17 protein-coding genes are annotated in these 21,036 nt (G+C 57.1%); 5 read left to right on the top strand and 12 right to left on the bottom strand.

What is annotated here, in order from left to right:
• Positions 1-8: 8 nt before the first annotated feature.
• Genes OXR04_RS12770 through OXR04_RS12760 form a run of 3 tightly spaced genes read right to left on the bottom strand, consistent with a single transcriptional unit; the run spans position 9 to position 1,230 of the window.
• Entirely contained in the window at positions 9-536 is a 528-nt protein-coding gene (locus tag OXR04_RS12770; RefSeq protein ID WP_267370595.1) for a DUF4865 family protein, read from the bottom strand.
• On the bottom strand, positions 533-925 hold the full coding sequence (locus tag OXR04_RS12765) for a tautomerase family protein (protein WP_267370593.1): 393 nt from the start codon (positions 923-925) through the stop codon (positions 533-535). Before OXR04_RS12765 ends, OXR04_RS12770 begins: the two co-directional genes overlap by 4 nt.
• A complete protein-coding gene (locus OXR04_RS12760) occupies positions 925-1,230 on the bottom strand; it encodes a carboxymuconolactone decarboxylase family protein (protein WP_046102826.1) in 306 nt (101 codons plus the stop codon). Before OXR04_RS12760 ends, OXR04_RS12765 begins: the two co-directional genes overlap by 1 nt.
• A 96-nt stretch (positions 1,231-1,326) precedes the next feature.
• Between OXR04_RS12760 and OXR04_RS12755 the strand changes: the two genes are divergently transcribed.
• Positions 1,327-2,208 (top strand): LysR substrate-binding domain-containing protein, encoded by an 882-nt coding sequence (locus OXR04_RS12755; RefSeq protein ID WP_267370590.1) that lies wholly within the window; start codon positions 1,327-1,329, stop codon positions 2,206-2,208.
• A 7-nt stretch (positions 2,209-2,215) separates the two neighbouring features.
• On the opposite strand, the gene OXR04_RS12750 is transcribed toward OXR04_RS12755, so the two are convergent.
• Both OXR04_RS12750 and OXR04_RS12745 read right to left on the bottom strand, forming a co-directional pair.
• Positions 2,216-2,761: a TetR/AcrR family transcriptional regulator gene (locus tag OXR04_RS12750; protein WP_009092756.1), complete on the bottom strand. Its 546-nt coding sequence runs from the start codon at positions 2,759-2,761 to the stop codon at positions 2,216-2,218.
• 98 nt (positions 2,762-2,859) lie between these two features.
• Entirely contained in the window at positions 2,860-3,423 is a 564-nt protein-coding gene (locus OXR04_RS12745; RefSeq protein WP_046102828.1) for a GNAT family N-acetyltransferase, read from the bottom strand.
• 273 nt (positions 3,424-3,696) lie between these two features.
• Here OXR04_RS12745 and OXR04_RS12740 point away from each other — a divergent pair, with 273 nt between their 5' ends.
• On the top strand, positions 3,697-4,314 hold the full coding sequence (locus OXR04_RS12740) for a pyridoxamine 5'-phosphate oxidase family protein (RefSeq protein WP_267370586.1): 618 nt from the start codon (positions 3,697-3,699) through the stop codon (positions 4,312-4,314).
• A gap of 68 nt (positions 4,315-4,382) precedes the next feature.
• On the opposite strand, the gene OXR04_RS12735 is transcribed toward OXR04_RS12740, so the two are convergent.
• A complete protein-coding gene (locus tag OXR04_RS12735) occupies positions 4,383-4,775 on the bottom strand; it encodes a VOC family protein (protein WP_267370584.1) in 393 nt (130 codons plus the stop codon).
• 214 nt (positions 4,776-4,989) lie between these two features.
• Between OXR04_RS12735 and OXR04_RS12730 the strand changes: the two genes are divergently transcribed.
• The 3 genes from OXR04_RS12730 (at position 4,990) to OXR04_RS12720 (ending at position 11,738) form a co-directional block, all read left to right on the top strand.
• Entirely contained in the window at positions 4,990-6,183 is a 1,194-nt protein-coding gene (locus OXR04_RS12730; protein ID WP_267370581.1) for an MFS transporter, read from the top strand.
• A 110-nt stretch (positions 6,184-6,293) separates the two neighbouring features.
• Entirely contained in the window at positions 6,294-10,823 is a 4,530-nt protein-coding gene (locus OXR04_RS12725; protein WP_267371285.1) for an ATP-dependent helicase, read from the top strand.
• A 60-nt stretch (positions 10,824-10,883) separates the two neighbouring features.
• Entirely contained in the window at positions 10,884-11,738 is an 855-nt protein-coding gene (locus OXR04_RS12720) for an aldo/keto reductase family oxidoreductase (RefSeq protein WP_154928918.1), read from the top strand.
• Positions 11,739-11,777: 39 nt separating this feature from the next.
• Here OXR04_RS12720 and OXR04_RS12715 read toward each other — a convergent pair whose 3' ends face one another.
• The 6 genes from OXR04_RS12715 to OXR04_RS12690 form a co-directional block, all read right to left on the bottom strand.
• Positions 11,778-13,277 (bottom strand): alpha/beta hydrolase, encoded by a 1,500-nt coding sequence (locus tag OXR04_RS12715; protein ID WP_267370577.1) that lies wholly within the window; start codon positions 13,275-13,277, stop codon positions 11,778-11,780.
• 475 nt (positions 13,278-13,752) lie between these two features.
• Positions 13,753-15,201 carry a sugar porter family MFS transporter gene (locus tag OXR04_RS12710; protein WP_267371282.1) on the bottom strand — a complete coding sequence of 483 codons (1,449 nt, stop codon included), beginning with the start codon at positions 15,199-15,201 and terminating at the stop codon, positions 13,753-13,755.
• A gap of 1,208 nt (positions 15,202-16,409) precedes the next feature.
• Positions 16,410-17,381, bottom strand: coding sequence for a ParB family protein (locus OXR04_RS12705; protein ID WP_140029285.1), 972 nt, complete (start codon positions 17,379-17,381; stop codon positions 16,410-16,412).
• Positions 17,382-17,388: 7 nt separating this feature from the next.
• Positions 17,389-18,588, bottom strand: coding sequence for an AAA family ATPase (locus OXR04_RS12700; protein WP_009092746.1), 1,200 nt, complete (start codon positions 18,586-18,588; stop codon positions 17,389-17,391).
• Positions 18,589-18,745: 157 nt separating this feature from the next.
• Positions 18,746-19,096, bottom strand: a complete 351-nt coding sequence (locus tag OXR04_RS12695; RefSeq protein ID WP_267370571.1) for a hypothetical protein — start codon at positions 19,094-19,096, stop codon at positions 18,746-18,748.
• Positions 19,097-20,106: 1,010 nt separating this feature from the next.
• A complete protein-coding gene (locus tag OXR04_RS12690; RefSeq protein WP_009092744.1) occupies positions 20,107-21,036 on the bottom strand; it encodes a RepB family plasmid replication initiator protein in 930 nt (309 codons plus the stop codon).

Here is a 21,036-nt window from a genome sequence, read left to right as displayed (position 1 = left end):
CTTTCTCGCTAAAGCAACATCTCTGCCGCGACAGCACCGCGTGCGAGATAGCCAATGCGATAACTCTCCTGCCCGTCTGCTGGTGGCTGAACGCTGGCCGAGATCTCCACGCCCTGCCAGCGGCTGATGTCCCAGGCATTAAAGTCTCCCCTGACCGGCAGTGCCGCCAGGTCGGAGTGGGGAGCGATCGTCCAGCGCTTCAGCGTCATAAACCGCGCGTCGGTCAGATGCCTGACCACAGAGTGCCCCTCTAACGCCAGCCAGCTTTCGATGATCGGCCAGCCAAAGTCACTGACCAGAGTGGCAAAACCGGGACTTTGCAGGAAGCGCTGCATCGCACTGGCCTCCTGCCAGAAATAGAGCGGTGCATAGCGGTTTTCATGCAGCGTGCCTTCACTCTCACAGCTGTAAAGAAATGCCTTTGCTACCAGCCCCGGAAATCCATCCAGCCGGGCGCCATTCTGTCTGATGCGCTCTTTGATGATCGCCATGTCATAATCCGCTGGCAGGGTAAACCGGTAGTGCATCGCAATCATCGCGCCTCCTCCTCTGCCAGCATCCGGCCACCGCTAAAGCTCCACTCCTCGGTGCTGTTGAACTGAAGAATGATCATCACATCGTCAGGGTCGATGGCCATCTCCGCCTGAAGCGCCGTGCAGAGCGCGCGATAAAAGCTCTGCTTCTGATGCCGGGTGCGTGGCCTGCCCGCCAACACCTGAAACAGCACAAACCTGTCACTCCGTCCGCCGCTCAGGTAGTGCCGGTCAAAGACCCGCTGACTGGCTGGCAGCCTTTCTGTCACCTGAAAGCAGTCACGTTCAGGCACATCAAATTCTGCAACCAGCGCCTGTTGAAGGAGGATGGAGAGTTGCGTCAGCGCGGTGTCGCTGTAACCCTCACCTAAGGTAATCCGGGTAAATGGCATCAGGCATTCTCCTCCAGATAGCTCAGGGCGGTAACCGCGGCGGGCCAGCCGGCATAAAAGGCCAGATGGGTGAAGCTCTCAATCAGTTCCTCCTGCGACAGCCCGTTTTGCCGGGCGAAATCGAGGTGCCAGGGCAACTGCTGCACACGTCCCAGCGCCGTCAGCGTGGCCAGCGTCAGCAGGCTGCGCTCTCGCGGAGACAGCACGCCGCGCTGCCAGATATCCCCAAACAGCACCTGCTGCGTCAGTTCAGCCAGTTTTGGCGCGCGCTGCGCCAGGGTTTCCCGATCCAGTGAATTTTTCATTGCGCTCTCCTGTGTTGTCAGCGAGAGTGTCGCCTGAGGATATCATCCTGAAAATCAAATTAATCCGCACTTACCATCCACGTTAACAGGACAGTCATGAATAAAGTGCCCGAGTGTCTCGATATGGATGCGCTGCGCAGTTTCGTGGCGGGCATTGACGCAGGCAGTTTTGCCTCCGCGGCGCAGCACCTGTGCCGATCGACGTCCGCCATCAGCGCACAGCTTAAAAAACTGGAGCAGCAATGCGGAACAGCACTGGTGATGAAAAAAGGGCGACACCTGCAGCTGACCCGCAGCGGTGAGCAGCTGATGAGCTACGCCAGACGCCTGCTGTCACTGAATGATGAAACCTTGCGGGCCGTGCGAGGCGAAGCATTGCAGGGTGAAATACGCATCGGTATGCAGGAGGATTTTGGCGAGGCGCTGATGCCTGCGATTCTGGGCGCCTTTAACCGGCAGCACCCGGAGGTGATGCTGACCGCCCGCGTCGACAGAAATCTGCCACTGCTTACGGCGCTGGCGCGTCATGAACTGGATCTTGCCCTGCTCTGGCAGGCGGAACCGCAGGCTGGCACGCCGCTGATCGGTCAGTGTCCGTTAGCCTGGATTTACCATCCGGACGTTGACCTGGCGGGCATGTTACAGCGCGACGAGCCTTTGCCGCTGGTGGTGTTTGATGCGCCGTGTGTGATGCGTTCGCGAGCCATCGACGCGCTGGACGCAGCCGCTATTCCGTGGCGGGTGGTATTTACCAGTCACAGTCTTAGCGGGATCTGGGCAGCGTTGCAGGCCGGTCTTGGCGTGACGCTCCGCACCCGCGCCGGTATGCCCGACAGGCTGGTGACGGAATCACAGCGGCTGCCTCCGCCTGGCACACTGGGCATCGCGCTCGCCCGCGCAGATCGGGGCGAAGATCCGGCGCGCACGCTGTTGCAGCAGCTGATCGCTGAAGCTGCTCTGCCGTTTGTTCAGCGCTGACCCGCCGTCAGAATGCCCGCGTAATCAGTGAAGCACAGTACTCCGCAGAGACGTCACGATCGCCGAACAGAATATGGTACATGACGGGCGCCACCACCACATCCATGACGCGATCGATGTCAAAGCCCGCTTCGCCACGCGCGACAGCACGGTTGTGCAGGGTTTCGAGATGCTGATAGGTAAACCCGCAACATTTCTGGCTGGCCTCCTCCGCATGACTGTTCATCACGTCGGCCAGCATGTCGCGGCCGACTTTTGACGACATCTCTTCCGCATACTGCTGGATAAACAGGGTAAGATCGCCGGTCATCGACCCGGTATCTTCCGGCTCAGCAATGGGCCGCATCCGCGCCACTGCCACGTCGGCCAGCAGCTGCGTCAGATCGCCCCAGCGCCGGTAAATCGTGGAGGGCGTCACGCCTGCCTGTTCGGCTATCATCGGCACCGTAATCGCGGAGCGGTCAAGTGTCTCAAGCAGCCGGTTCACGGTGTTGTGCACTTCCGCCTGAATACGCGCACTGCGCCCGCCCTGTCGGACCATCTCCCTCGCCATCTTTTCCTCCTGGCTCATCAGCTTCAGATGTAAAATTAAAGCAACGAAATTGCATTAACGGATTATCGCAGTGTACCGCATCTGAAATTTTACAGGCGTTAAAGCGTGCTACCGGGAGAGGAAGGCGCGTTGCCTGCCCTGAGCCAGTCGCTGCGGGTCAGGGTAAACATCAGGCTCGGCGAGAAGCCCTCCAGATCGTTGACCTTTTTCAGGAAGGTTAATCCGGCCTTCTCCAGCACCCGTCGCGAAGCGAGATGATTTTCGCGCACCACACCCGTAATGACGCTGAGTTCAGCTTCTTCAAAGCCATAACGTATGGCCCGGCGGGAGAGTTCGGTGGCATAACCTTTTCCCCAGGCGGCTGGCTCAAAACGATAGCCGAGATTATTGGTCTGACGGCCATCGAACTGGCTTCTGAAGACGCCGCCAAAGCCGATAATTTTTTCCGGGTTCGCTTTTTCAAATATCGTCCAGTCGCCAAACCCCTGTTCCCGGTACCCCTGCAGGATGCGCTCCATGGACTGCAGAGCATACGATCTATCGGGCCAGGGGCCGCGCGGATTAAATCTGTGTGTTTCAGGGTCGCTGTAGATTCTGAAGAGGTCGTCAATATCTTCCTGGCGGGTAAATCTGTAGAGCAACCGCTCTGATTCCCAATACATTTTCTGCTCCTTGTGGGGACGGAATACGCCGCGGCTTACTTTTATATCAGCAATGTCTTTGGTAACCAACACCGCGCAGGTCAGCCTCCTCTCAGGAGAGAGCAGCGGAATGCCTTCAGCGCTTTACAGACGGGCCGGTATCACAAATGACAACATAGCTGTTCTGACGCTGCGGTTATTAGTGTTAAATTTCTGTTTCATCTGACGCGCCCGGACGTTGGCGTGTCGCCACGGCATCATGGACATTCTGACTGATGAGGAGGATGGAGCAACATGACGGAACAGAGCAGCGTCATCACTGAACTTACTGAACTAGAACGTCTTTACGGCACGGTAGCCCGGCCGTCGATCGCTAAGGTGACGGATCATATCCACCCCGCCTATCGTCCGTTTATCGACGCTTCGCCGTTTGTTGCCCTGGCCACATCGGGACCTGACGGGCTGGATGTGTCACCGCGCGGCGATCCGGCCGGATTTATCGACATCGAGGATGACAGAACACTTCTGCTGCCAGACCGGCGCGGCAACAACCGCATCGACAGTCTGCGCAATATTCTGCATGACAATCGGGTAGCGCTGCTGTTTCTGATCCCCGGTATTGGCGAGACGTTGCGGGTAAACGGCACTGCCGCAATCAGCACCGATCCAGCGCTGCTGGAACGTTTTGCCGTCAACAACCAGCCGCCAAAAACGGTGCTGCGTATCGCCGTCGACACTGTTTTCTTTCAGTGCAGCCGGGCGATTCTCCGCGCCGGACTCTGGGATGTGACAACGCAGATCCCGCGGCAGAGCCTGCCCAGCACCGGCTCCATTCTCCGGCACATTGCGGAAATTGATGGTGACGCTTATGACAAAGCGCTGCCAGAACGCCTGAAGAATTCGCTCTATTGATCCTTCGTGCCTGCCGATCGCTTTTCAGGGATCAGCAGGCTCATTGCTGAGAGCAGGAAGAGATAGCGTCAGGCGAAGCGCGCCAGAATGCTCTTTGCCTGGCTGTAGTCGTAAGAGGTGACTTCAATCTTATTTTCGCTGGGATCGTTGAAATAGACCGACATCGACACCTCATGGTCACTGATGCTGAACGGGATGCTGTTCTCTCTCAGGACGGGAATCAGCGTGCCGAACGCCGGGGCGGCCACGCTGAACGCGACGGTATGGCCGGGAGGCTGGGTGGTTCTGAGGAAGAGAGAGAGTGATGCTCTGTTATTCCTGATAACCCGCGGCCCACCCTGTTCAGCCCAGAAAGCGAGCGAAACATCGCGTGAAAAGCCCAGCACTGCGTTATACCACTGCTCGGCCTGTGCAATATCTTCAACGTACAAATGGATATGATCGATCTCCGCTATTTTCATGTTCAGGCCTCCTTAAACCCGATTTCTGAGATTCTTACTCAGTCTGATTTAATGACATTTCACCCGCCTCTGGCCGTCTCAGCGTCAGATGATCAACGCGCCGGAGAGGCGCATCATTCAGACAGCAGGATTCGTTAAAGCAAAGATATTGCATTAAGCTCTGAGCAGGCGTATACCTCTTTTAAAGCTAATATTTTGCATTAAGGGACTTATCATGACCCATGCTCTGACGCCTCAGGCCGCAACCCGCACCACGATCTTCAGCTTTACCAGCGCCGCGCTGATCTCCGCCACCAGCAGTGCGCCCACACCGCTCTATCCCCTTTACCGGACTCTTTTTCACCTGACGCCGACGATGCTGACGCTGATTTTTGGTGCCTATGCTTTCGCGCTGCTGGCGGCGCTGCTGACGGTAGGGAAAGTGTCCGACTATACCGGGCGACGTCCGCTGATGTTGCTGGCGCTGGCGCTCAACGCCATTGCCCTGGTGATCTTTATGACCGCCGGGTCGGCGGCAACCCTGATTGCAGCCCGTCTGGTGCAGGGGTTTGCCACGGGAATTGCGTTACCGACATTCGGTGCCAGCCTGCTGGATGCCAGCAAAACACGCGGGCCGCTGCTCAACTCGTTTACCGCGTTCCTGGGGATGACGCTGGGCACCCTCGCGGGCGGCATTCTGGTGAGTCTGGCCCCCTATCCTACCGTAACGCTGTATGCACTCCTGTTGTTACTGATGCTGATTGCCATGGCACTGCTGCCGCTTATCCCTGAAACCATTTCGCCTCAGCCGGGCGTGCTGGCCGCTCTGCGCCCTCAGGTCAGCATACCGCGCCGTGCGCTCGGCCCGTTGTTAAAAGTGGCACCGGTGAATATCGCCACCTGGATGCTCGGCGGTTTCTACCTCTCTCTGATGCCCACGATGGTGGCAAACGCCACCGGACTCACCTCGCCCTTCATCGGCGGCTCGGTTGTTGCGACGCTGATGCTGAGCGCAACGGCAGCGGTCTTTCTCTTTCGTCCGCTGCCGCCCGCCCGCGCACTGGTCATCGGGACGCTGATGCTGATGACCGGCGTGAGCGTGACGCTGACCGGCCTTTCGCTGCATAGTGTGGCCTGGCTTTATATCGGCACCGCCCTCGCGGGCCAGGGGTTTGGTTCTATTTTCGCTAACGTGCTGAAGATCATCATGCAGTTAGCGGAAAGTCATGAACGCGCGGGCCTCTTCTCCGCCTTTCTGATCAAAAGTTATCTCGCGTTTGCCCTGCCCGCAATTGCCGCCGGTATTGTCGCGCCGCATCTCGGACTGACCCGGACGGCCTGGTGCTACGGGATGACCATCCTGGTGCTGGCGATGGTGTCGCTGCTGGCAGTAAGAGGCCGTGCGCTGGCGGGCGCAGCCGGTTCCTGATCCCTGGATGACGCGGCCGGTTAGCAGCCGCGTCATCCACAATCGGCGATTTTCACTTACACTCAACGCATTAATGTCTGGTGCAGTTGCTGTGCGATACCGTGAGAATGATGCCGAAATCCCAATCCCTTCCGGTCCTAGACCGCTTTTCCCCTGCAACCCGGCGCTGGTTTTCTGCCGCCTTTAAGGCCCCGACCCCGGTACAGCAGGCGGCATGGCAGGCCATCGCCAGCGGAGCGCATGCGCTGGTGATTGCCCCTACCGGCTCAGGAAAAACGCTGGCCGCCTTTATGACCGCCATCGATGCGCTGTTTCAGGTCCGGGCAGAACAGCCCGCCCCCTCACGTGAAACCACGACCCGCGTGCTCTACATTTCGCCGGTCAAAGCGCTGGCGGCGGATGTGCAGCGCAACCTGACGCTTCCGCTTGCCGGTGTCTGTGCTGAGCGGCAGGCGCTGGATGAGCCCGCGATCACCCTGACTGTCGGAATGCGTTCCGGCGATACGCCAGCTGCAGAGCGCGCCCGGCTGTTGCGCCGCCCACCCGATATTCTGATCACCACCCCGGAATCGCTGTTTCTGATGCTGACCTCAAAAGCGCGCACGACGCTGCAGGGTGTCACCACGGTTATTGTTGATGAAGTGCATGCTGTAGCGGGTTCGAAGCGCGGCTCTCAGCTCGCCCTGAGTCTGGAGCGGCTGGATGCACTGCTGCCGCGGCCCGCTCAGCGCGTGGGGCTCTCCGCCACGGTGCGGCCGGTTGAGCGTATCGCTGCATTCCTGGGTGGCAGCCAGCCCGTCCAGGTGGTTAACCCCTCCTCCGATCGCACCCTGCACCTGACTATCGAGGTGCCGGTGCCGGATATGACGGACATCGCCAGTGACAGCGACCTCAGCGGCGAAACGCCGTCAGCCAGCGGATCGATCTGGCCGCATATCGAAGCACGCATTCTGCAGCAGGTGATGGCCCATCGCGCCACGCTGGTGTTTGTTAATTCGCGAGGGCTGGCTGAAAAACTCACTGCCCGTCTCAATGCGCGTTTTTTTGAAAGGCAGGCGGCGGAAGATCCGGATACCGCAAGCAGCGACAGCCGTGCTGACCCTATCGCCCGCTCGCATCACGGTTCCGTTTCCAAAGAGCAGCGCGCCGGGATCGAATCGGCACTCAAGCAGGGCAGCCTGCGCTGCGTGGTCGCCACCTCCAGCCTTGAACTTGGTATCGATATGGGGCCGGTGGATCTGGTGATTCAGGTAGGCGCTCCGCTGTCGGTCGCCAGCGCTCTGCAGCGCGTGGGGCGAGCCGGACATCAGGTTGGCGGCATGTCAACCGGCATCCTGTTTCCCCGGACGCGACACGATCTGCTGGATGCCGCTGTCACCTTACAGTCGATGCGTACCGGCCAGCTCGATGCGCTTAGCCCTCCCTCTAATCCGCTGGATATTCTGGCGCAGCAGACGCTGGCAGCCGTTGCCATGGACGCCCTTCAGGTTGATGCATGGTACAGCCTCGTCTGCCGGGCCGACCCGTTTCGCGGGCTGTCGCGCCGCCTGTTTGACGCCACGCTGGATATGCTGGCCGGGAAATATCCCTCGGAGGGTTTCGCGCAGCTACGGCCACAGCTGATCTGGGATCGAGAGAGCGGTCTGCTGAGCGCGCGTCCCGGCGCTCAGCACCTGGCCGTGACCAGTGGCGGCACCATTCCCGATCGCGGCATGTTCAGCGTGATGCTGCCGGAAGGCGAAGAGCAGGCTGGCTCGCGTCGCGTCGGGGAGCTGGATGAAGAGATGGTGTATGAGTCGCGCATCAATGACATCATCACTCTGGGCGCCTCCTCCTGGCGGATTCAGCAGATCACGCACGACCAGGTGGTGGTGGTGCCTGCTCCGGGCCGTCAGGCTCGTTTGCCCTTCTGGCGGGGAGAAGGGGTTGGCCGGTCGGCCGATGCCGGAGCCAGCCTCGGGCTGTTTCTGCGCCAGCTGAATAACGTCTCCCCGGCTGAGGCGGAGAAACAGCTGCTGTCGCTGGGCCTGAATCCCCATGCAGTGACCAATCTGCTGGCCCTGCTGGCGGATCAACGCACCGCAACCGGCGTCATCCCGGACGACCGCACGCTGCTGATCGAACGCTGCCGTGATGAACTGGGTGACTGGCGGGTCATTCTCCATTCCCCGTGGGGAAAGCGGGTCAATGCTCCCTGGGCACTGGCCATTGCCGCACGTATTGAGCACCGGATGGGCCTGGATGCCTCTGTGGCGGCCAGCGATGATGGCATCGTCGCCCGCTTCCCCGCCAGCGAGGAGGAGCCTCCGGGCGCGGAATTTTTTGTCTTCGGGAGTGACAGGCTCACGCAGATCGTTACCGAGAGTGTGGGTCACTCTGCGCTGTTCGCCGCCCGCTTTCGTGAGTGTGCCTCGCGCGCGCTGCTGCTGCCCAGGCGCAATCCGGGCAAGCGTTCCCCGCTCTGGCAGCAGCGGCTGCGCGCCGGTCAGTTGCTGGCGGTTGCCAGCGCGCATGATGACTTTCCGATCCTGATCGAGACCGCACGCGAATGTCTGCAGGATGTTTATGACCTGCCAGCCCTGCACTATTTAATGGAGCAGATAGCGCAGGGCGAGGTGCAGTTCAGCGAAGTCACCACCGGACAGCCCTCCCCTTTCGCCGCTCCGCTGCTGTTCGGTTATGTCGCTGAATTTATCTATGCCAGCGATGCCCCTCAGGCGGAACGTCGTGCCTCTCTGCTGTCACTCGACAGCAACCTGCTGGGTGAACTGCTTGGCCAGACCCGCAAGCGTGACCTGCTGGAACCCGCTGTCGTCGCCGGGGTTGAACAGGCGTTACAGCGCCGTGATCCCCGCTATCAGGCACAGCACGCCGAAGGCATCATCGATCTGCTGCGCGATCTCGGTCCGCTCTCCGTAACGGAGGTACGGGCACGGTTCAGCGGGGATGCACAGCAGGTTACCGGGGCGTTAACGCAGTTTGCGGCTGCGCGGCGTATTATTCCGGTCATTATCGCGGGTGAAGATCGCTGGGCCGTCATTGAAGATGCTGCCCGGCTGCGCGATGCGCTGGCGGTAGCGTTACCTGATGACCTGCCAGCGACGTTTCTGTTACCACCCGCCGCCCCGCTGCATGATCTGATCGGCCAGTATGCACGCACCCATACGCTGTTCACCGCCCGGTCACTGGCAGCCCGCTATGGTCTGGGTGTCGCCGTGGTGAATGAGGTACTGCTGACCCTGCTTCAGCAGGGCAGCCTGCTGAATATGGGATCGGCAGCAGGCGAGTCGGAACCGGCGTGGGTTGCCGCCGATATCTTCTCGCGACTGCGACTGCGTTCACTGCAATCAGCACGTGAAGCCACGCGCCCTGTTCCGCCCGCTGTCTGGGTCACTCTGTTGCTGGAGCGCCACGGCGTGCTGAATGAACGGCGTCAGGAGCAGCAGGGTGCCGAGGGTGTGTTGCGGGTCATTGAGCAGCTCGCCGGCGTGCCGTTACCCGCCTCGCTCTGGGAGTCGCAGATCCTGCGCGCCAGAGTGGCCGACTATCAACCCGCCATGCTTGATGAACTGCTCAGCCGTGGCGAGGTGATCTGGTGTGGTCATAAGGCGCTGGGCCACAACGATGGGCTGATCTCGCTGCACCTGACGGAATGTGCCGCAGAGACGCTGCCGGTCATTGACACCACCCAGCCTGTCACGCCGCTGCAGCAGCAGGTTATTGACACACTCAGCCGGGGTGGCTCCTGGTTTGTTCATGAGATCATGGCGCAGCAGGGGGAGGCAGAGTTGCCGTCTGACAGCCTATGTGAGGCGCTGTGGCAACTGGTGTGGCAGGGTTATGTCACCGCAGACAGCTGGATTGCGGTGCGGGGCCTGCTCACGACACCCGGTGCATCCCGTGCGCGTCCGGCACGTACTCTGCGCACGCGTTTTGGCCAGCGCTTTACACATGGTGCGCTGACGGCCCGCAGACCGGCGGTCAACACTCTGGCCGGACGCTGGTCGCGGCTTCCGCGTCAGCCGGTTGCGCCTGCCCAACTGGCCCTGTCGCTGGCGGAGAACCTGCTTGACCGTTATGGCGTGATCACCCGTGGCAGCGCGGTCGCTGAACAGGTCCCGGGAGGGTTTCCGGCTCTGCAGCCGGTGTTGCGCAGTATGGAAGATGCCGGCCGGCTGTTACGCGGACGTTTTGTCGACGGTGCGGGCGGTGCACAGTTTGCCGATCAGCAGACGATTGAACGACTGCGCAAGCTGGCAGAGAACCTGCTCGCTGAGGCTGACGCCGTCGTACTGGCGGCACCCGATCCGGCTAATCCGTTTGGCGCGATGCTGAGCTGGCCGGTTCATGGCAGCGGTACACGCCCCACCCGTCGTCCGGGCGGACGCGTGGTGATTGCCGGTGGCGCACTGCTGCTCTACCTGACCCCCGGCGGTAAAGAGTTACTGACCTTTACCGACGATCCCGCACGGCAACAGGCGGCGGTGGCGGCGCTGGGTGCGGCGCTGCAACGGGAAAATTCATCCATGTTTACGCTGGAGCGGGCAGATGGCAAACCGGTAACCCAGTCTCCCCTGCTTAACGCTTTACGCCACGCCGGTTTTTCGCGGGTGCCACAGGGTCTCAGCTGGTATAGCTGAACACCTGCCGGATCGCTGAATCACCATTACACTTAATCGACATCCACGCAGGAGGTTTTCATGTCAGATACCACCATGACTTTCAAGTTAGGCGATCGCGAAGTTAACCGTCTTGGCTATGGCGCTATGCAACTGGCCGGGCCTGGCGTGTTTGGCCCGGTTAAAGATGAAGCGCGCGCGATACAGGTTTTACGTGACGCCATTGAGGCTGGCGTCAACCACATCGACACCAGCGATTTTTACGGTCCGCACGAAACCAACAAATTAATCAGGAAGGCGCTCCATCCCTATCCGGAGGATCTCTGTATTGTCACCAAAGTGGGGGCACGTCGTGATGCCAGAGGCGGCTGGCAGGCGGCGATGGAGCCGGAGGCGCTGACCCAGGCCGTAGAAGATAATCTCCGCCACCTGGGCCTGGACGTTCTTGAGGTGGTGAATCTGCGCAGTATGCTGCATCCGGCTAAACCCAAAGAGGGCTCTCTGGCCCCTCAACTGGAGGCACTGCTGGCGTTGCAGGCGCGCGGGCTGATTCGCCACATCGGTCTGAGTAATGTCACGGCTACGCAGATCGCAGAGGCCAGGGCGATGACGCCGATTGTCTGCGTACAGAACATGTATAACCTCGCGCATCGGCAGGATGATGAGCTGGTGGATCAGCTTGCTCAGCAGGGCATCGCCTGGGTGCCTTTCTTCCCACTGGGCGGATTTTCTCCCCTGCAGTCGGAGCAACTTAATGAGGTGGCTGCGTCCCTGAACGCCACCCCTATGCAGGTCGCCCTGGCCTGGCTGCTGCGACGTTCGCCCAATATTCTGCTGATACCGGGCACCTCCTCCCCCGCGCATCTGCAGGAGAACCTCGCCAGCCGCAGCCTGGTGCTGTCAGACGAGGTGATGGCAAAACTGAATACGCTATAAATCCCGGCCTGCACGCGCAGGCCGGTTGTGATGCTGCATTCAGAAGTCACTGAGGCAGGCTGCCAGTGGGGGCCTGTCACTGCAGTCAATGTGATGCGTGATGCGCGCGATCATGTAAGGATAGAACGGGTTAGAGGTTGCACGCATAATCGAGTCCAGCCCCACGATCAGCACGGCACTTTCACCGCGCAGCGACAGCGTGCCAAAACTGATGCCGAATTCATTTTTCCTTTCAGGCGCACTGCCATAAAGCCCATCCTCCGCCGGAAACGGAATAGCGACATGTGACAGAGAGTAGAGGCCGGCAGGATAGTCGATCGCCAGCGGCGCTCTCTTCTCCTGCGTCTCTCCCGCAGGCACGCTTCGGGTCACCATTTTGAGCGAGGTGGGTGATGCGTTGGTGATGAGGGTCGTGGCGTAATCCCGACGCGCCTCTGGCAACAGCTGACTGACCGCGGTGTAGGAGGAGCGGCGGAATAACGGACTGACGCTGACCGCCTGATTGATATCAAACAGCACCAGCTGACTGCCATTTTCCGGCAGGTAGTGATAGAGCGATCGGATGACCGAAGGCGTACTCACGGTCGAGTCCATCACTGACTGAAAGGTCAGCACCGGCGGGAAATCTGACAATCGCTGGTCACGGGCATTCTGCTGAATCTCCTTCTGCAGCGCCTGCGTCAGCAGCCAGGTCTGGCGGGCTGCGTGTATCGGGAAGGAGTTATATTTAAACGGGTTAAACTCCGGCACGATGTTCAGCCAGGCCGTTTTCGAAAAGGCCGGCAACACAGAGGGCAGACCGGCCATGCCCGCGAAGCGGGCAAAACGGGTTACGCCGATCATCGGCGATAACAGAATCAGCTGCTGCGGCTGACGCAGCGTGGGATCATTCTGGCTGTCGAGGGCATATTTTACGGCCAGTGCCCCGCCGTTCGAGAATCCCACCAGATGCAGAGGCGTCTGCGTGCCTGCCAGCCGCGTCGCCTCTCTCACCGCCAGACGTGTCGCAGCCATCCAGTCCTGCCAGTCAACATCGGTCAGCCCTGCGGGCACCGTCCCGTGACCCGGTAACCTTATTGCGACCGCCACATAGCCCTGCTGACGATACACTTCTGCAACGTGCCGCAGGCTATAGGGACTGTCGGTCAGCCCATGCAACAGGACAACGCTTCCACGGGGTTTGCCGGTCGGGTGCAGAATATAGGAGCGGTTCCAGTCCTGAGCAAAATGGCCCGGATAGATCATGCTGTCGGCAGAGTAGCGGTTGAGCGGGGTTTTCTCATCATCGCTGAGCTGGTCAGTGACATGCTGCTTCATCTCATCGAACAGCCGGTTCTCTGCCCTGAGATAGTCGGCATAGCTCGCCTTATCGAGCGCTTCAACGGTCAGCTCATGCGGAACCCAGGTATGCCAGCGCTGTAGCTCAGGTCCGCGTTCTGCTTCATAGATACGAAAAATCAGTAACAGAAGTATCAGCCCCCCAGCCACCAGGATGACATGCCATAGCCTGCGGGAAATGGTTTTCAGCTTCCGGGTCATAGTTCCTTTCCAGAAAAATCAGAATGTACAGCGAACCCTGCGAACGGCACATTGCCGTTACTGTATGGCCGGGAGTGTGAGTGAACGGCCCGTTCAGCGCCTGAGACTCTCTGAATAAAAGCGCATCAGAACAGCAGCGTTTTCTGAGCCCTCCGCGCGGTGAACCCCTTACGATTGGTGTGCAGAGCAGATGACAAGGGAGTATAGCGCAGCGCCTCAGGCAATCTTTGTCTGCGGTCATGCTTCATCTGACTGACCGGTTCTGTAATAGCTACCGGGAGAGTAATGCGTTGTTTTCTGGCGATTTCAGCCTGAAATCGCCAAGGCGGTATAAAAACAGACCACACCTCTATGCTGATTACAGTGAACGTTTATTCTGGTGACGCATCAGCCGGAGGAAGAAAAAGGCAGATTGAGGGGAATGCGGAGAGGAAAACCGGATTCGGCGCGTGTGCCGAATCCGGGGGTGGAATTATCAGGCTTCAGCCGCTTTCTGCTTTTCGCCAAACTTCTCTTTCATGTGCGATTCGATTTCTTCCAGACTCTTTCCGCGCGTTTCCGGCACCATCGCCATCACGAAGATAAGCGATCCGACGTTAATCGCGGCAAAGATAAAGAAGGTAGTGCTGCCGGCATATTCCATGATCGGTGGGAAGCCAAACGCGACTACCGCATTGAAAATCCACTGAAGTGACACTGCACCGCCCGTCAGGACGCCACGCAGCTGCATCGGGAACAGCTCCGACATCATCAGCCAGTAGACCGGCGAGATGCACATCTGCATGCAGAACAGGAACAGCAGAATACAGGCCAGCGCCAGATAGCTCTGCATCAGGCTGGTGCTCATAAAGGTCAGCACGCTCCCCAGCAGAATCTGCGCGGTGACAACCAGGCAAAGTCCGGTGATCAGCATGGTGCGACGCGGGAAGCGACTGATAGCCCAGATGCCGACAAAGGTGGCCAGTACCGATACCACGCCATTACCGATGGTGGCGGCGATCGAGGCACTGGTGCCCAGACCGGTCGACTTCAGGATAATAGGCGTGTAGTACATAAACCCGTTAACGCCGGTGAACTGCGCGACAAAGCCCAGACCGACGCCAATGATCATCAGCCGGATGACCCATTTCTCACGGATCAGGGTTTTCGCGTCCGGACCCCGCTCTGCCGCCCTCGCCTGCTTCTTCATCTGCGCCATCTCATGGCGCACCTCACGCGGCGTCTCACGCAGGTACTTCAGGATCTTTTTCGCCTCTTTCAGTCGGCCTTCCGCCACCAGCCAGTGTGGCGATGCAGGCACGAAGAAGGTGCCGATAAACAGCAGAAGCCCCGGCACCATCGCAATCGCCAGCATATAGCGCCACAGGTGCTCATCATGCAGCAGATAGCTCAGCAGCGTACTGGCAACGTAGGCGACCAGCTGCCCGGTCACAATCATCAACTCGTTACGGCTGACCAGTGGCGCACGCAGGCGCGGCCCGGCAATCTCGGCGATAAACACCGGCACAGTCGACGAGCCTCCGCCGACAGCGATCCCCAGCAGGAAGCGCATTGCCACCATGACGTTGACCGAAGGCGCCAGCGCCGTACCCAGTGAACCCAGCACGAAAATCACCGCCAGTGAACGTAACGTAATACGGCGACCAAAGCGGTCAGAGAAGAAACCACTGAGGAAAGAACCGATCGCGGCCCCGAATACCAGCGAAGAGGCGACCAGTCCTTCGGTGAAGGAGTTGAGCCCCAGCCCGCCCTGAGCAGGCGGGGACGTCATATAAGGTAATGCACCTGAGATAATGCCGGTGTCGTAACCAAAAGCCAGCGCACCCATCGTCGCCACCAGCACCACCAGAAAAATACGCTGGCGAACCGTATCGGCAGGCGCGTGGTCGCCCTTATCACCCGAGTCTGAAGTATTAATATTCATCATATCCCTGTCATAAAAGTTAAGCGGCCCACCTGATTAAATTTCATACGGACCAGAAATGGAACATTCGCACCAATTGTGTAAAGAAGTGTAGACGGTATTCTGGAGTTAGCTCTGGCAAGGCACTTTTTATAAAGCGTGACTTTTAAACAGGTTAATCAGCGTGATAGTCGCGCTGACTGACTAACCCTCTGCCGGTGTGATGACATCGCTCATGGTGATGCTGTCCGGCGGATACCGCGTCAGCTGGCTGGCAGAAATGTGCATTTTCCGATCTGATCCTGACAACCCCGGATGACACCTGAACGTCCTTTTACTGATTGCAGTGGACAGTGCAGGTGGAATATCGACGCACTATCGTTATGAACAGATCGGATGATTGCGCTACCTTCTCGACGCCAGTGTCCAGGGGCGAAGTGTGGCGGTAAGTGCAAAGGGACAGCCGTGGGAAGCAGGGCGTAAAGTCTGTCGGTGCAGTACCCGGAACCGATGACTTCCCGATTCACTGTAAACAGTAGCAGGCTTATTGCCGGAGAGAAAAGTTATCCACTTTTTCTGTGGATAACTGAGGGATATTTTCTGAGTATCTTTTCATACTGGCTGAGCTTCACCAGGCTATGAAGCAGACAGGCTTCGTTTCTCCACCTTTCTGCTCATTTGTAAACACCACGCTGGTGACGGGTTAGTGGCGCTAATGGCGATTTCAGGCTGAAATTCTCAGTACATAAAGATTAAATACAATGGGTTAAGGTGAGAACCATCACGCAGACAATCGCACTTTTACTGAAGGTTCGCCTGGCGGCGCTGGATAATTCTGAGCTAAGGCACGACGACTCAAAATCAGTCTGGCCGGGCTGGTCACTAATGAAGCACCTTAGCGACAGCAGTATGCCGTTACGCTGACCAGGCGGTCCGAACCGGCGCAATAAAGGTAAAGCAGAGAAAGGCAAGGGTATACCTTTAGCGTAAACCGGGCGGCGACGAAGCGTGCGTCAAAAGGGCTGATGACGTGGCGATTTCATGACGGTTGAAAGCAGATAATTTATGAATAAATACATTCTATTCAACAGGTTAATCATTATCCACACGCTGAAATCATGGCGATTTCAGCCTGAAATTCGGCTTTAAGTCGTCTGTCAGACGGCGTATGCAGGGATAACAATAAAAAAAGCCAGCCCCGAAGGCTGGCTGATGAGAAAAGCATGAACTCAGCGGTTGAGATATTTTTTTAGCGTCTCGGCGATGACTTTATCCAGTTCTTCCTGCAACTCTTTCGACTGCCGGTTAAACTCATAGCTGAACATCCGGCCACGCACCTTTTTGCGGGCAAAGCGATCTTTGTCAGCAAATGACCAGAGCGCCACTGAGTGCGTTTTATCTTTCTCCGGTTCCTTGATCAGCGTCTGGCTTCCCTGACGAATCAGTCGCAGGATGTGATTTTTAATCTCATCCTCCGCCAGACCTTCGCGGGCGCACACTACATCAATTTCCATCGAGATGGCTTCAATCAGCGCCTCTGTGCTTTGTCCTGACTCGTTCAGCTTCTCCGCTGCCTGTAATAACGCTTTATAGTCCGGATAAGTGAGTTCAGCCTGATTAGGGAATAGCGAAATCAGATCGGCAGGGACACTGGCAGCCTGAAGCGCACGCGTAACTTTTGCCTGAGACAGCCCCTGATTTTCGGCAATCTCTTTTTGTGATAATCCGCCATCCTTCAGCGTCAGCAGACGCATCCCCACTTCACGCAGGTTATGCTCCCGGGCCGTCTGAATATCCTGCGCCAGTCTGCGCGCCTCATCGGCGGTGACAGGCGATTCGGTTATCAGGACATCTAAACCGGTCTTGCAGTAAAGCGCAGCGGCACGGCGACGTGAGCCGTCAAGGATCTCAATGCGTCCGTCACGCATCACACCAATCGCAGGAAAAAACTGCTGCAGTTTGATGGTGCGGATAATGTCACGCAGGGAATCAGGTGTCAGTCCTGCCTGATCGCGTCCGTTGGTTTCCATCGTGACAAAGGTTTTGCTTTCTACATCGCCTGCGGCAATGCGTTCAAAACGAAACTGCGCTCGCTTGCCGGTTGCCAGCACGAAAGTCTGGCTGTGCTGGCTGTCAGGTGCATCATTTTCCAGTGGCGTCTGGCTGAAGGTTCTGCCAATCGTGATTCTTTTTGCGCTCATACAAACCTCAGTTCAGGCGAATAAATTCGATACGGTCGAAAACGGCTTTTGCAAAATCCTCTGCGGCGGAGCGCGCATTTTTCAGGGCTTCGCTGCTGCCTACGTAAGTCGACGGGTTCGCGGAAATGACCGTATCAAAGGATTCACCACAACGTTCAAAACCATCCAGGCGGGGAAGGGCTGCATCAAGCATATCGCCACCAAAAATCTCTTTTGCCAGGCTGTGGCAGAGTTTATGGTCTGCTTTATTTGAGAGCTTGGACATAAAGCCGATGTTGCCCTGTAAGCGGCAGGTTGCGCCGGAATCTTCAATGATCGCGATCAGTTCTGGCAGGCGAGTCAGATACTTAAGCGTTGAGTGAAAGTCAACCTGGGCCGGAGGAACCGGCGTCATCAGCAGATCAGAAGCCGCGATGGCGTTCTTGAGAAACGCATCCAGATGCGGCCCGCTGTCGACAAAGATGAAGTCATAATCTTTTTTCAGCTTAGCGATAACGTTGTCATACAGCACGGCATGAACGTTCTGCTGTGGCAGATGCTCAGCGCAAAGCTCATCCCAGCGCGAAGCGATAAAGGCATCGTCAATCGAGGCTGGCAGCACATCTACACCGGGAATGATTGAAGGAACGATAAATTCGTTAACCAGCTCATCCCGCGAGACATTCTGCAGCATCGCCTGAGCAGCCGTCGCCTCCACCAGCCCCACTGAGCGCTCGTGGTTCAGAAACATCGTGGCTGAGGACTGCGGATCGAGATCAATAACCAGGATACGCAAGTCTTCAAACAGCAGATGGGGGTGGGCGCGCAGCGCGTGCGCAAGGGAGACGGTTGAAACGGTTTTGGAAACGCCGCCCTTCAGATTGCCGACAAAGAGGGTGTAGGCTTCACCATGGCGGTCGCGATACTTTGGCACGCCACGATGATGATAAATATCGATAATATTCTGGATCGACATGGCGTACTTAACAGACGTCCCTGCGGCGCGTTTATCAAACTGATAGCCACTCTCTTCCATCTCATTAACGGCATAATCGACGCTGGCTCGGGTCAGTTTAGGCAACTTAGCTAACGCCGCCTTGGCGTAGACCTGATAATAAGTATTTTCATGCAGTTCCTGCTTCTGCGCCTGAATCTGCTCGGTGAGGCTGAGCAGCATGCGTTCTGAACGCTGTGCAACTTTCATCACCTGCTTGTCGTCGTTAGCCATAGTTGCTCCAGATATGTAGGATTTACGACTTTATACAGAAATCCTGCACATGAGGCAATAAATTATCTTCTCAACACAATCTGCGTTTTTATGTAACAGCACGGGTTATAGTGAGCTTCATCACACTATTGCAGCAGAGCGGAACGATATCGCGCGCTCAGAACCGGAAACATTCGCTGTAATCAGCACAACGTTCACTGTAATGAGTGAGCCGCTTAAGGGTAAGCAGTGGATGATTGCAATGACAGACAAGAGGGAAAAACAGCAGGCACAGGAAGATAAGCGGAAAACATTCACTGTAATCAGCAGCAGCATAATCACAATGCCGGTAGCGATCGGCAGGATGGTTCGCCAGACCAGGATTGGGCAACCTGCGGATATCTGCTTTTAGCGGGAAAAAGCCTCTTCCGTGGCTCAGCCAGCACAAATCAAAACGTTCACTGTAATCAGTAGCGTTCAGTTTGCTGACGATGGCCTGTCTGATGTTCACTGTAATCAGTAATGGCATGGTATACGCCAATCAGGCAGAGAGGGCAGGGCAAAAATTCACTGTAATCAGCAATAGTCTGCTGACCTTCTTCACGGAGGGTAAACATGACGCTGAACAGCAGATAAAAGGTGAAACTGTCACTTCACCGGCGGATAACTATCGGCGTGTGGCTGGTAACGTTCACTGTAATCAGCCGGCCCACTGTGGGCTACTATTCACTGTAGTCGGTAATTGAACAAAGTCCAGGCTGACATTCACTGTAATCAGCAGAAATGTCAGATCCGGTTTGGCTGCTGTAAGGATTAATCAGGGCCCTGCCTGACGCAGTAACTGACAACGTCACTGCAGGGTATCTCTGATTCCCTGCTAACGTTCACTGTAATCAGCAAACAGGAGCAGGAATTGTTCGTTAACAGCCAGGCATTCACTGTAATCAGTAGAACATTCACTGTAGTCAGTACAATGCTTCCGATCGTCTACTGATCAGCATGCAAGCTTCAGGCAGGCGTCAGAAATATTCACTGTAATCAGTAGCGGTAACGCAGCAATCCGCCACCCTGTATGACGACAGCCTCAGACTGTTACTGTTCACTGTAATCAGTAACGCCACCCCGCTGTTCTGACCCTGGCGGCAGAGGATCATAGCGCGCTGAACCGGTGCATCATCATCACGCTGCTTTAAAGCAGGGAGAGATTGCTGCATTCACTGTAATCAGCAACAGGGGATAAGAGGACGGCCCGGAACGTTCACTGTAATCAGTAAACGTCAGCGCAGAGAAGATGACGAGAAATGTATGTGAGTACACACTTTCTTCTAAAGGCTTGAAACGGTAGAACCTGCAGGAAAAGGATTATCGCTGGTATCGTTCTGAGAGGTAAAAGGCTACTGATTACAGTGAACGTTGCTGAATACAGTGAATGAGTGGTGGTGACTGATTACAGTGAATGGTGAGGAGAGGCTCGCTTCCCACAGGCAGCGGGAAAGTGACACTGCCACGCGGACTGCTGATTACAGTGAACGCGAGCCGTTAGTCATCAAACTCGATGTCATCCAGGGAGTCGATACTCTCCAGATTGCTGATGCCATCCAGCTTTGGCGTACGGCTGTGGATAATGAAAAAGACTGAGCGACCACGCTTTACTTCTGAATAGTCCAGATAGCCAATCTCTTTCAGCTGCTCCATCGCACGTCGTACCACGTGGTTCTGCGTCGTGGTCTTGGAGCCCAGATTCAGGCGCATGCGCAGGCGTGCCAGTGAGATAGGGGCCGGATTGGTGGGCAGACTCTCCAGGAAGGTATAGAGCGCCTGAGCAGACTCCTTGCGCTTCAGACGGGATATCGCGCGCAGCTGAAGCAGGACTTTATGATCAAAGTTATAGAGTTCGAACAGCTTTGGGTCAGCCTGAATACGCACGATATCCTTTTCGCGATCGTAATAAGCAGACTGAACAAGGTGGGTGTGATACGCCTTGCCATTGCCTTCAAAGGAGAGGGTATTGGTCGCGATACGGCGTAACGACGCGTCCAGGCGCTTACGCAGTGCGGCTGAAGAGTTTGCCGAGGGAATGCCGCACATCTTCACAAAGTCGATAAAGGGGAGTGTGACGGTATCGCCTTTGGTGGGATAGCGGGAGAACGACTGAATGATGCCCGCCCAGGTTTTGAAATCGTTATCCATATCCAGCCGCGCGCCGGTAATGGTAATCTTTTCGTAACCTTCGGCTTTCACCAGCGTCAGGTTCTTCAGCTCTTTAGTCGCATCCGTTGAGGCCATCGCACCGGATTTACCGCGAGCCGTCGATTTCAGGGTCGGCACGAACAGTCCCAGACGCATTAAGGCGACCGGCTGAACGGTATTATTCTTATTGGGGTGAAGCTGAATAACTTCACCACTGTTTTTGGTCACTGACAGAAAAGGTTCTAGCAACGCTTTGTTTTCATTGTCTTTATCTGCCAT

The sequence above is a fragment of the Pantoea sp. GM_Pan_3 genome, from assembly GCF_026541045.1.
Classification (GTDB): Bacteria; Pseudomonadota; Gammaproteobacteria; order Enterobacterales; family Enterobacteriaceae; genus Pantoea; species Pantoea anthophila.
Note: the sequence above shows the minus strand (reverse complement) of the source record. Positions and strands in the feature narration are given on the sequence as shown.

Bases quoted from the DNA above. Each gene is read 5' to 3' on its own strand.
- OXR04_RS12700 (WP_009092746.1), bottom strand. From the start codon at position 18,588: ATGGCTAACGACGACAAGCAGGTGATGAAAGTTGCACAGCGTTCAGAA.
- OXR04_RS12720 (WP_154928918.1), top strand. From the start codon at position 10,884: ATGTCAGATACCACCATGACTTTCAAGTTAGGCGATCGCGAAGTTAAC.
- OXR04_RS12695 (WP_267370571.1), bottom strand. From the start codon at position 19,096: ATGCCATTACTGATTACAGTGAACATCAGACAGGCCATCGTCAGCAAA.
- OXR04_RS12730 (WP_267370581.1), top strand. From the start codon at position 4,990: ATGACCCATGCTCTGACGCCTCAGGCCGCAACCCGCACCACGATCTTC.
- OXR04_RS12745 (WP_046102828.1), bottom strand. From the start codon at position 3,423: ATGTATTGGGAATCAGAGCGGTTGCTCTACAGATTTACCCGCCAGGAA.
- OXR04_RS12710 (WP_267371282.1), bottom strand. From the start codon at position 15,201: ATGAATATTAATACTTCAGACTCGGGTGATAAGGGCGACCACGCGCCT.
- OXR04_RS12715 (WP_267370577.1), bottom strand. From the start codon at position 13,277: ATGACCCGGAAGCTGAAAACCATTTCCCGCAGGCTATGGCATGTCATC.
- OXR04_RS12725 (WP_267371285.1), top strand. From the start codon at position 6,294: ATGCCGAAATCCCAATCCCTTCCGGTCCTAGACCGCTTTTCCCCTGCA.
- OXR04_RS12755 (WP_267370590.1), top strand. From the start codon at position 1,327: ATGAATAAAGTGCCCGAGTGTCTCGATATGGATGCGCTGCGCAGTTTC.
- OXR04_RS12705 (WP_140029285.1), bottom strand. From the start codon at position 17,381: ATGAGCGCAAAAAGAATCACGATTGGCAGAACCTTCAGCCAGACGCCA.
- OXR04_RS12740 (WP_267370586.1), top strand. From the start codon at position 3,697: ATGACGGAACAGAGCAGCGTCATCACTGAACTTACTGAACTAGAACGT.
- OXR04_RS12770 (WP_267370595.1), bottom strand. From the start codon at position 536: ATGATTGCGATGCACTACCGGTTTACCCTGCCAGCGGATTATGACATG.
- OXR04_RS12735 (WP_267370584.1), bottom strand. From the start codon at position 4,775: ATGAAAATAGCGGAGATCGATCATATCCATTTGTACGTTGAAGATATT.
- OXR04_RS12760 (WP_046102826.1), bottom strand. From the start codon at position 1,230: ATGAAAAATTCACTGGATCGGGAAACCCTGGCGCAGCGCGCGCCAAAA.
- OXR04_RS12765 (WP_267370593.1), bottom strand. From the start codon at position 925: ATGCCATTTACCCGGATTACCTTAGGTGAGGGTTACAGCGACACCGCG.
- OXR04_RS12690 (WP_009092744.1), bottom strand. From the start codon at position 21,036: ATGGCAGATAAAGACAATGAAAACAAAGCGTTGCTAGAACCTTTTCTG.
- OXR04_RS12750 (WP_009092756.1), bottom strand. From the start codon at position 2,761: ATGGCGAGGGAGATGGTCCGACAGGGCGGGCGCAGTGCGCGTATTCAG.